This is a genomic window from Frateuria sp. (genome assembly GCF_013362045.1).
Classification (GTDB): Bacteria; Pseudomonadota; Gammaproteobacteria; order Xanthomonadales; family Rhodanobacteraceae; genus Frateuria_A.
Genome location: NZ_JABFWW010000227.1, coordinates 1 through 10,362, shown reverse-complemented (window position 1 = coordinate 10,362; position 10,362 = coordinate 1). Strand labels below are relative to the sequence as shown.

Genomic DNA, 10,362 nt, shown 5'->3' with positions numbered 1-10,362 from the left:
GCCCGCCCGCGCCGCCGCGCCGGCCGAGACCAGCGTGCGCGTGGACACCGGCCGCCTCGATGCGCTGGTGCATCGCGCCGGCGAACTGGTGCTGGTGCGCAACCGCCTGCAGAGCCTGGCGCAGAAGAGCGGCGACGAGGCGCTGGCGCAGGCCGCCGGCGAGCTCGACCGGGTGGCCGACGAGCTGCAGGGCGCCGTGCTCTCCATGCGCATGCAGCCGGTCGGCCGGCTGTTCCAGCGCTTCCCGCGCATCGTGCGCGACCTCGCCCGCCAGCTCGGCAAGGAAGTGGACCTGGTCACCGAGGGCGAGGGCACCGACCTGGACCGCAGCCTGGTCGAAGCGCTGGCCGATCCGCTGATCCATCTGTTGCGCAACGCGCTCGACCATGGCCTGGAGATGCCCGGCGAACGGCTCGAGGCCGGCAAGTCGCGCAAGGGCACGGTCAGGCTTTCGGCCAGCCAGCGCGGCGAGCGCATCGTGATTGCCGTGACCGACGACGGCCGCGGCATGAACCCCGACGTGCTCAGGCGCAAGGCGGTCGAGAAAGGCGTGATCGACGAGGCCCAGGCCGCCCGCCTTTCGGAGGCCGAGTGCTACGAGCTCATCTTCCGCCCCGGCTTTTCCACCGCGGCGCAGGTCTCCGACATTTCCGGCCGCGGCGTCGGCATGGACGTGGTCAAGACGCGCGTGGCGGAACTGGGCGGCACCCTACAGGTGCGCTCGAAGCTGGGCCAGGGCAGCGAACTGGAACTGACCGTGCCGCTGACGCTCGCCATCCTGCGCGTGCTGATGGTGCGCGTGGGTCCGCGGCTGTTCGCGCTGCCGCTGTCCAATGTCGAGGAAGTCTTCGAGCTGGCCCGCGGCCAGGACCACATGCTGGACGGCCGCCTGGTCGCCAACCACCGCGGCCGCGCGCTGCCGCTGGGCGACCTGGCCGGCTGGGCCGGCGTGGTCGGCGCCGCACCGCGCCACGTGGTGGTGCTGCACATCGGCCACCAGCGCATGGGTTGCCTGGTGCACGAGGTGATCGGCCGCGAGGACGTGATGGCCAAGCCGCTGGGCCCGCTGTTCGAGGGCGTGCCGGGCATCGCCGGCGCCACCGTCACCGGCGATGGCCGCCTGGCGCTGGTGCTCGACCTGGCGGGCCTGGCCGACGACGGCGGGCAATTGCTTCCATCCCTGAGGGCGGCGTGCTGACATGGATTTGGTGAGCCTCATCGGCACGATCCTGGCCTTCCTGGTCATCATCGTCGGCACCATCCTCAAGGGTTCCACCATCGGCGCGCTGCTCAATCCGGCAGCGTTCGTGATCGTGTTCGTCGGCACCGCCGCCGCTTTGATGGTGCAGACCCCCGGCAGCGTCCTCAAGCGCGCGCTGGGCATGCTGCCGATGGTCTACAAGCCGCCGCTGTTCCATCCTTCGGACCTCATCGCCCGCATCATCGGCTGGAGCGAGGTCTCCCGCCGCCAGGGCCTGCTCGGGCTGGAGCCGCAGATCGACGAGGAACCCGACGGCTTCGTGCGCAAGGGCCTGCAATTGCTGGTCGACGGCGGCGAACCGGACGCGATCCGCGGCGTGCTCGAGGTGGAACTCGAGGCGCGCGAGCACAACGAGCTGGTCGCGGCCAAGGTGTTCGAGAACGCCGGCATCTATTCGCCCACCATGGGCATCATCGGCGCGGTGATGGGCCTGATGGCGGTGATGCAGAACCTGGCCGACCCCAGCAAGCTCGGCCACGGCATCGCCGCCGCCTTCGTCGCCACCATCTACGGCGTGGCGCTGGCCAACCTGCTGATGCTGCCGATGTCCGCACGGCTGAAGGGCCTGGTGCGCAAGCAGGCGCAGATGCGCGAGATCTTCGTCGAGGGACTGGTCGCGATCGCCGAGGGGGACAACCCGCGGCAGATCGAGGCGAAGCTGCAGGGCTACCTCCTATGAGGAAGAAACGCCACGAGGACCACGTCAACCACGAGGCCTGGGCGATCCCCTACGCCGACCTGATGACGCTGCTGCTCGCCTTCTTCGTGGTGATGTATGCCGTCTCGGTGGTCAACGAGGGCAAGTACCGCGTGATGTCCGAATCGATCATCGAGGCGTTCAACGGGTCCAGCCACGTGATCGCGCCGATGCCGCCCGAGCGCGCCAAGCCGCACAACGTCGATCCCGCCATCGCCGCGCCGCAGAGCCAGCCCGGCGCGGCCGCCGCGCCGGTCGCGGTGCCGATCCCCTTGCGTCCGGCACCGGTGCGCACGGTCGCGCAGCGCTCCCCGCACGCAACCATGCGCGATGCGCAGACCGCCCAGGAAGAACAGCGCCAGGCCAACCTCGCTCGCATCCAGAACCAGGTCGAAAAGGCGCTGCAGCCGTTGATCGACAAGCAGCAGGTGGCGGTGCGGCGTACGCCCAACTGGCTGGAGATCGAGATCCGCACCGACATTCTTTTCCCCAGCGGCGTGGCGCAGCTCTCGCATCCGGCGGACGCGGTGCTGAGCAGCCTGGCCAGTATCCTGGGCCCGTTCGGCAATCCGTTGCGCATCGAGGGATATACCGACGACAAGCCGATCAACACGGCCGTCTATCCGTCCAATTGGGAGCTTTCCGCCGCGCGCGCCGCCAGCGTGGCCCGGCTGTTCAGCGAGAAGGGAGTCAGCCCTGACCGGCTCGGCATCATCGGCTGGGGCCAGTTCCGGCCGGCGGCCGACAACGCCACCGCGGAAGGCCGCAACCGGAACCGCCGCGTGCTGGTGGTAGTGCTGAGCGACCATGCCACGCCGATGCGCTACTCCGGCGACGCCGACCAGGCCGGCCAGCTCGCCGCGGCGGAGCCGCCCGCTCCGGCAACGCCCGCGATCGGCGCCCTGCTGCCGTCGGCCAACCTCATCGAGGCTGCAGTCCCGCGCGAGGCACCGGCGCAGGCCCGTCCGGCGCACGGCGAGCCGCCGCTGATCGTCACCCCGGAACGCGCCAAATGAGCCGCGCGCCATCACCCTGGAGCCTGAAGCCATGACTGCGCCGGCCGCCTCTTCGACCGCACTGCACTGGTTGACCTTCCAGCTGGATGGCCAGGCCTACGCCGCGCCGCTGGCGCAGGTGAGCGAAGTGATCCGCATGGGCGAGGTGACTCCTGTGCCCGGCGCTGCCGCCGACCTGCTCGGCGTACGCCACCTGCGTGGCCGCGTGGTGCCGGTGCTCGACGGCCGCCGCCGCTTGGGGCTGAACCCGCGCGATGCGGATGGCGACAGCGTGCGCGTGGTGATGCTGGCCCATGGCGCGCATTGGGTCGGCCTGCGCGTGGACGCGGTGGGCGAACTGCTGCTGCCCGGCGACGCCGTCGCCGTGCCGCCGCCGCCCGGTCGTGCGGCCCGCATCGAAGACCCCGTCACCGGCGTGCTGCCCTGGAAGGGCGGCTTCGTCGCGCTGCTCGACGTGCGCCGGCTGTGCCGGCTGCCGGAATCGGACGCCGCCTGAGCGAACCGGGCGCCGGCGCCGGCGGATCCCCGCTCGCCCGCGGCCTCTTTGCCTGCCTTCCCATGTGGTGCCGCGCGCCAGCGCGCATGGCCTGCGCCCTCATGTCCGCAACCTGATCACTTGCCCGCCTGCGGCACTGTCGCGGCGCCTGTTTCTCGCATGAAGTTTCGATTCATGCTTGCGATCGGTCGAACTTTTGTCGATAAAATCCATATATTTCAAATATATGATGATAAGTTCACAAAACGTTGACGTTTCGCATGATCTTGCGTTAGGGTGAACTCATCCTTGGGGCCGTCAGCGACGGTCCCGCGTCCGGGTTGCAGGGGGAAGCGCCAGGCGTGCCGCGCGGGATTGGCTGGGGTAGGACGCGTCGCGTCCTCAATCGAACACAAACTTATTGACGCCGCCGACCCTCCGGTGGCCGGGGGAGTTATGTCGATCATGTATTCCAGTAGCCGCTTCACCAAGTTGCAGCTGCGCCGTACCACCCTGGCGATCGGGTTGGGCATGGGCCTGGGGCTGTTTGGCGCCACCGCGCTCGCGCAGTCCGCCGCGGGTGCCATCTTCGGCCAGGTGGGTACGGCCGAGAACAGCACCATCGTCATCCAGAACGTGGACACGGGCCTGAGCCGCACCATCCCGGTCGACAGCTCCGGCCGCTACCGCGCCGCACAGCTGCCGACCGGCCGCTACAAGGTGACGCTGCAGCAGAATGGCAGCACGGTCAGCACGCGCGACGATGTCGTCGTCAGCATCTCCGGCGGCACCGAAGTGTCCTTCAATGCCGGCGCCGCGGCCGCCAAGAACCTCGAGGGCGTGGTCGTCAGCGCCTCCGCGCTGCCTTCGATCGACGTGTCCTCGGTCGATACGCGTACCGTGTTCAGCGCCGAGCAACTGGCCAAGCTGCCGGTCACGCGCGACGTCGCCGCTGCCGCGCTGCTCGCTCCCAGCGTCGTTACCAACACCGCCTATGGCGTGCCCAGCTTCGGCGGCTCGGCCTCGTCGGAGAACGCGTACTACATCAACGGCTATGCCGTGACCAACCCGCTCACCTCGATCGGCTTCAGCACGCTGCCGTTCGACGCGATCGATGAAATGCAGGTGATCACCGGCGGCTACGGCGCCGAGTTCGGCCGCTCCACCGGTGGCGTCATCAACATCACCACCAAGCGCGGCACCAACGAATGGAAGGGCGGCGTGGCCGCCTACTGGTCGCCGGAAGCGCTGCGCGCCAGCCCGCGCAACACCTACTACCCCAAGACCGGCTTCTATCCCAAGACCGACGGCACGCTGCTGACCCTGCGCAACCAGAACCAGTACTGGGAAACCTCCTACGGCGCGTACATCAGCGGTCCGCTGATCAAGGACCGCCTGTTCGTCTACCTGTCCGGCGAGATCAACAAGAAGGAAGGCGCGGGCGTCGGCTCGTCCTCGACCAACCCCAACTCGGCCAGTGGCTACACCCAGTACGCCTACAAGATGCCGCGCTGGATCGCCAAGGTCGACTGGAACATCAACGACAGCAACATCGTCGAGTTCACCGGCGTCTCCGACAAGACCCAGTACGAGAGCCAGCTGTCCCGCTTCAACTATGCCGACTACAGCCACAACGACGTGCAGGCCGGCGGCGAAAGCACCAAGAACGGCGGCAACCTCTACATCGGCAAGTACACCGGCTACCTCACCGACGACCTGACGGTGACGGGCCTGTACGGCAAGCAGACCATCGACCATGTGAGCAATCCCTGGCACTACGACCCGAGCTGCCCGCGCCTGTCGGGCAACACCGCCGCGGTCAACCAGATGCCGGGCATCACCTACTACCCGACCTGCCAGTTCACCTCGACCGTGCGGCCCAAGGGCGCCATGGACGAGACCAAGGGCTGGCGCCTGGACGTCGAATACCGCCTGGGCGATCACAGCCTGCGGGTGGGCGCGGACAACCAGAAGGCCCAGTCGATCACCGGCGACGAATACGGTGGCGGCTATGCCTGGATATTCATGCAGACGGCCGACAAGGACGCGCCGGTGGACGCCGGCCGCGGCGTCGGCGCACCGTCGTCGGCCGGCGGCTCGGGCCTGGGCGTGCCGGGCAGCAAGAAGGGCTACCTGGCCCGTCGCCAGTACTACACCCACTTCGCGGACGTCGAGGTCGAGCAGTCCTCCCAGTACATCGAGGACCGCTGGCAGGTGACCGGCAACCTGCTGCTGTCGCTGGGCCTGCGCAACGAGCAGTTCACCAACTACAACGGCGACGGCCTGCCCTTCGTCTCGCAGCGCCACCAGCTGGCGCCGCGCTTGGGCGCATCGTGGGACGTGTTCGGCGATTCCACGCTGAAGGTGTTCGGCAACGCCGGCCGCTATCACCTGGCTCCGCCGAACAACGTGGCGGTGCGCGGCGCGGCCGCCTCGCTGTACACGCAGGAGTATTTCACCTACACCGGTACCGATCCGCGCACCGGCGCGCCGACCGGCCTGGTCAACATCCCGGTCGACGCCAGCAAGGGCTACACCTGCCCGAACAGCCAGGCGGTCTCCAGCAACCTGGAGTGCGGCCAGTCGCCGGATCCGCGCACGGTTGCCGCGGTGGGCATGAAGTCGCACTTCCAGGACGAGTACATTCTGGGCATGCAGCAGCAGCTCAACCCCGCTTTCAACTGGGGCGCCAAGCTGACCTACCGCGTCCTGCGCAGCGCGATCGACGACACCTGCACGCCGACGCTGGGCGGCTCCTGCTTCCTGTTCAACCCGGGCGTGTCCAACACCTTCGACCAGGAACAGGCGGACGGCAGCTTCAAGCGCGTCACCTTCACCGCTGCCGACCTGAAGCTGCCCAAGCTCAAGCGCAAGTACTACGCGCTCGACCTGTTCGCCGAGCATCCGTTCGACGGCAAGTGGTACGGCAAGCTGGAATACACCTTCTCGCGCAACTGGGGCAACACCGAAGGCCAGCTGGCCTCCGACCTGGATACCGGCAGCGGCGGCCAGGCCGACGTTTCGCAGACCCAGGACTGGGACCTGCCGCAGCTGATGGTCGGCGCCAACGGCCTGCTGCCGAACCACCGCCGGCACCAGATCAAGGCGTTCGGCTACTACCAGGTCACCCCCGAGTGGCGCGCGGGTGCGACGGCGATCATCGCTTCCGGTCGTCCGGCCAGCTGCACCAGCTTCTATCCGACTGCGGACAAGGGTCTGTACAACGGCGCGTACTACCACTTCTGCGGTATCGCCGGTTCCGACACCGCACCGGGCAGCAAGGGCTATGCTCCGCCGTCGGCCGACTACCGGTTCTCCGGCCGCGGCACGGCCGGCAGCACGCCGTGGACGTACACCATCAACCTCAACGTGGCCTACAACCCGGGCTGGGCGAAGGGCCTGACGTTCCAGGCGGATGTGTTCAACGTGCTCAACCGGCAGATCGCTCAGGGCTACGTACAGGGCTATGCGTCCGACCGTGTCACCCCGAGCGCGTACTACCACCAGGCACTCAACTACACGACGCCGCGCCAGGTGCGCCTGTCGGCGCAATACGATTTCTCGCTGTAAGACTGCCAAGCAGCACGGCGGCACCCCCCCAGGGTGCCGCCCTTGCGGGAAAAACAAACCATCTCCCCAGCCGCCGCTCTCCCCCGGCGGTTTTTTTTGGCCGTTATTCCGGTTCCTTCGGCACCGGGCCGTAGCCCACGGCCTGCAGCTCCTCGCGTGCGGTCAGCGCCGAGAGCGCGAGCGTCATGCCAGGGCGGATGTTGGAGGTGATGAAGTTCTGGTGGCCCAGCGCCTGCCCGCACACCACCATCGAGACGTTGGCCTGGCGCAGCTGCTCGATCACTCCGGCATTGGGATTGGGATGGCCGAACTTCTTCTCGTAGGCTTCGTCGGACAGCGCCAGGTCCACGCCCTTGCCGTAGAACAGCACGACCAGGTGCACCTTGTCGTCGGGCACGCCCGCCAGTGCGTAGAGGTTGAGCAGCTTGGCCGCGGTATGCAGGCGCGCGTTGATGTCGCCGTGGTTCGGGCCCGCGCCATCGACGTCGACGTACAGGCGATGGTCCGTGGTGACCGAGGGGAACAATGCGTTGGGCCCCACCGGCAGCACGCCGCCGGCGCCGTGGATGCGTGGATAGGTCAGGCGAGGGTCCGGCTCGGGGCTGCGGGTGGCCAGGGCGACCGTGATGGCGCAGGCGACCAGCAGCAGTAGCGCCAGGCCGCTCCACAGCAATACGCGGCGAGCGGGTGACGAGGCGAGCTCATCGGACATGGCTGTGGCTTTGCTGTAGGACATTTCGATCTCCGTTTCGAACGGCGCCAGCGTCGGGCACTCGCCAGTGTAGGAAAGGCATGTGAAATGCCGGGCAAGGCCGGCAAATTCGGCCTTGGGGCGCCTGCCGCCTCAGCGGGCTGGCTCCGAGCCCAACAGGCGGCCGTTCACGCGCCGGCCGTACAGCGACATGGGCGTGTCGTGGTAGGCCTTGCGCGTGGCCGCCAGGTCGCCGCCGTAGCGCGGGTCCTGCGGACGCTCGTGGGCGTCCATGAACATCGCCACGTCCCAGGCATCCTGGTCGTTCAGCATGCCGCCGCGACCCAGCGGCATGTTCGCCTTGATGAACGCCGCGGCCTTGTCCAGTTCGTGCATGCCAGCGCCCCAGTTGAACGAATCCGGGCCCCACAGCGGCGGGAACACGTAGTCGCCCGCCACCTTCTGGCCCTGGCCGTCGGCGCCGTGGCACAGCGCGCAGTCGCGGGCGAATACCGCCTGCCCGCGCGCATAGTCGGGCGCCTTTGCCGGCGCCGGCACCTTCGGATAGCCGGCGCCAGGCAGCTTCACGCCCAGTGGCGCGCCTTGCGCCATCCAGTACGAGTAGGTCTCCAGCGCCACGATCACCTTGTCGTCCAGCGGCGGCGCCTTGCCGTTCATGCTGTACATGAAGCAGCCCTGCAGGCGCTCGCCGTAGCTGTTCACGTGGCCGTTCTTCTTGCGGTACTGCGGATACATGCCGTACGCGCCCCACAGCGGCGAGGAGTCGGCCAGGCGGCCGGCGTCCAGGTGGCAGTTGACGCAGTTCAAGCCATTGCCCACGTAGGCCGGCGCGTTCTGCCGGGTGTGCCGGAAGATCTCGCGGCCCAGGCGCACCACGTCGCCGTACGGGCCTGCGGGAATGGCCGCCTCCGCCGGCGGAGCGAAGGCCGGCGTGCCCTGCGCCGCCGCGGCAGGGGGAGTCGGGGCGGCGTCGGTGGCGTGCGCGTCGATCGGCGTGCGGCCGGTGCATGCCGCCAGCACGAACGTAGCCAGCACCACGGCGGACAGGCGCACGTTCATGGGGTGCTCCTTCCGTTCGGCAGCGGCTGTGCGGCGAACCATCGCGACACCGCCTCGATGTCCTCTGCGCCCAGCGCGCGGCTCAGGTGCTGCATCAGTTCCAGCGGATCGTTGCGGCGCGTGCCTTGCTGCCAGGCCTTGAGCTGGGCAGCGATGTACGCCGCCGGCTGCCCGGCCAGCGGCGGGAAGTGCGCTCCCACGCCGACGCCGCCCGGTCCGTGGCACTGTTCGCAGGCGGGTACACGGTCGGACCAGCGCCCGCGCGTGGCGAGCGTCGCGCCCGCGCCATCCGTCGCCTCGGGCCTTGCGGGAAGGGGCGCCATCGGAACGGGCAGACGGCTGTAGTACGCCGCCGCGGCCTGGCGCTCGTCCGCCGACAGCGCGCGCGCGATCGGCTGCATCACCGCATTGGCGCGCGTGCCCGCGGCGTAGTCGGCCAGCTGCTTGGCGAGGTAGCCGGCGTCCAGCCCCGCCAGCCGCGGGAACCCTGCCGCCTCCTGGCCGCCGCCGTCGGCGCCATGGCAGGACTGGCACGGCGGTGCACCGCGCCCGTTGCCCTCGCTCGCCAGCGCCCGTGCGCCGGTGCTTCCCGCCAGCACCGGCCATGTGGCTGCCAGCAACGTCCCGCCGGCAACCCACGCCATCCATTTGCCGCGCATCCTTCACCCCCGAGCATCGGCCCCGGCCTCAACCGGCAGGCACGCCCGCCCGTGCCGGCTGCAAGATTCAACGGATAGCGAGAGCCACGTGCAGAAAACGTCAGCGTACTCGACGGCGCGGCCGCTTCGGTGTCCGCTCAGGCCGCCGGTTCTTCCGCCCCGTCATAGACGCTTGCCAGCACCGCGGCGGCGGCCGCGTAGAGCAGTACCGGCACGTCCTCGCGCAGGCGCAGGGCGGCCAGCACCGAGGCGATCTGCGGGTCATGGTGCAGCGGCAGGCCCAGTGCGCGGGCGCGGGCCAGCAGCAGGTCCAGCGCCTCGGGCGGCAGCGGTGCGACCTTGGTCTCGGGGCCCGCCAGGCGCAGGGTGACGCGCCGCTGCGGCGGGGGGAGGCCGGTGCTCATGCAGTGGCCTTCAGCAACAGGGCGCTGGCCTGGCCCTGGCCCTGCGGCAGGCCGGTCTGGCAGCTCAGCTGGTCCAGCTGCAGGCCGCTGGCGGCCAGGCGCTGGCGCAGCGGGGTGAACTGGCGTTCCAGGCGCTCGGTGGTGGCGCTGCGCTCGGCCCACAGGCGCACGTTCAGGCGCAGGTCGCGCAGCTGCAGCTCGCCCTGCAGGGGGCCGAGCGCGGGCAGGTCGAGGGCAAAGCCCAGCGTCCAGGTCTGGCCGCCGGTTTCGGCGTCCTGGCCGTGCTCCAGGTGGATCTGCAAGACGTCGCGCCCGTGCGCGCCCTGCAGGGGGATCTCGATCATCCAGGCCTGCGCCGCGGCGGCGTCGAGCTGGGCGATTTCCAGTCGCGCGAGCGCCGCGTGCACGTCGCTGCGCAGGCGGGCCAGCAACTGGCCGATGTCATCGTCGGCCGGCGTATCGGTGAAAGCGGACACCAACGGCGCGCGCGGTTGCGCCTGCAGGCCGCG

General features: G+C 69.3%; 10 protein-coding genes. 5 read left to right on the top strand and 5 right to left on the bottom strand.

Annotated features, from left to right (window positions below):
• The 5 genes from HOQ08_RS11015 to HOQ08_RS10995 all read left to right on the top strand — a co-directional run.
• Positions 1 to 1,198 (top strand): chemotaxis protein CheA (locus tag HOQ08_RS11015; protein ID WP_291194527.1); only part of this gene is annotated, 1,198 nt, incomplete at its 5' end.
• Position 1,199: 1 nt separating this feature from the next.
• The gene (locus HOQ08_RS11010) at positions 1,200 to 1,940 is read left to right on the top strand and encodes a flagellar motor protein (protein WP_291194524.1); all 741 of its coding nucleotides are present in this window, start codon (positions 1,200 to 1,202) and stop codon (positions 1,938 to 1,940) included.
• Positions 1,937 to 2,974, top strand: a complete 1,038-nt coding sequence (gene motD, locus HOQ08_RS11005) for a flagellar motor protein MotD (RefSeq protein WP_291194521.1) — start codon at positions 1,937 to 1,939, stop codon at positions 2,972 to 2,974. Before HOQ08_RS11010 ends, motD begins: the two co-directional genes overlap by 4 nt.
• Positions 2,975 to 3,005: 31 nt before the next feature.
• A complete protein-coding gene (locus HOQ08_RS11000) occupies positions 3,006 to 3,470 on the top strand; it encodes a chemotaxis protein CheW (RefSeq protein WP_291194518.1) in 465 nt (154 codons plus the stop codon).
• A 444-nt stretch (positions 3,471 to 3,914) separates the two neighbouring features.
• Positions 3,915 to 7,019, top strand: coding sequence for a carboxypeptidase regulatory-like domain-containing protein (locus tag HOQ08_RS10995; protein ID WP_291194515.1), 3,105 nt, complete (start codon positions 3,915 to 3,917; stop codon positions 7,017 to 7,019).
• A 103-nt stretch (positions 7,020 to 7,122) separates the two neighbouring features.
• Here the strand turns inward: HOQ08_RS10995 and HOQ08_RS10990 are convergent, their stop codons facing one another.
• From HOQ08_RS10990 to HOQ08_RS10970, 5 genes are all read right to left on the bottom strand, one after another.
• The gene (locus tag HOQ08_RS10990) at positions 7,123 to 7,755 is read right to left on the bottom strand and encodes a DsrE family protein (RefSeq protein WP_291194513.1); all 633 of its coding nucleotides are present in this window, start codon (positions 7,753 to 7,755) and stop codon (positions 7,123 to 7,125) included.
• Positions 7,756 to 7,863: 108 nt separating this feature from the next.
• Positions 7,864 to 8,790, bottom strand: a complete 927-nt coding sequence (locus HOQ08_RS10985) for a c-type cytochrome (protein ID WP_291194510.1) — start codon at positions 8,788 to 8,790, stop codon at positions 7,864 to 7,866.
• Complete coding sequence (locus HOQ08_RS10980; RefSeq protein WP_291194507.1) at positions 8,787 to 9,410, bottom strand: c-type cytochrome; 624 nt, start codon at positions 9,408 to 9,410, stop codon at positions 8,787 to 8,789. The genes HOQ08_RS10985 and HOQ08_RS10980 overlap by 4 nt, the downstream gene beginning before the upstream one ends.
• A gap of 176 nt (positions 9,411 to 9,586) precedes the next feature.
• Complete coding sequence (locus HOQ08_RS10975; protein ID WP_291194504.1) at positions 9,587 to 9,853, bottom strand: flagellar biosynthesis protein; 267 nt, start codon at positions 9,851 to 9,853, stop codon at positions 9,587 to 9,589.
• Positions 9,850 to 10,362, bottom strand: a 513-nt coding sequence (locus tag HOQ08_RS10970; RefSeq protein ID WP_291194501.1) for a flagellar hook-length control protein FliK, incomplete at its 5' end; no start/stop codon positions are given. The genes HOQ08_RS10970 and HOQ08_RS10975, both read right to left, overlap by 4 nt.

Coding starts and splice junctions, on each gene's coding strand:
- HOQ08_RS11010 (WP_291194524.1), top strand. CDS start 1,200: ATGGATTTGGTGAGCCTCATCGGCACGATCCTGGCCTTCCTGGTCATC.
- motD (WP_291194521.1), top strand. CDS start 1,937: ATGAGGAAGAAACGCCACGAGGACCACGTCAACCACGAGGCCTGGGCG.
- HOQ08_RS11000 (WP_291194518.1), top strand. CDS start 3,006: ATGACTGCGCCGGCCGCCTCTTCGACCGCACTGCACTGGTTGACCTTC.
- HOQ08_RS10995 (WP_291194515.1), top strand. CDS start 3,915: ATGTATTCCAGTAGCCGCTTCACCAAGTTGCAGCTGCGCCGTACCACC.
- HOQ08_RS10990 (WP_291194513.1), bottom strand. CDS start 7,755: ATGTCCTACAGCAAAGCCACAGCCATGTCCGATGAGCTCGCCTCGTCA.
- HOQ08_RS10985 (WP_291194510.1), bottom strand. CDS start 8,790: ATGAACGTGCGCCTGTCCGCCGTGGTGCTGGCTACGTTCGTGCTGGCG.
- HOQ08_RS10975 (WP_291194504.1), bottom strand. CDS start 9,853: ATGAGCACCGGCCTCCCCCCGCCGCAGCGGCGCGTCACCCTGCGCCTG.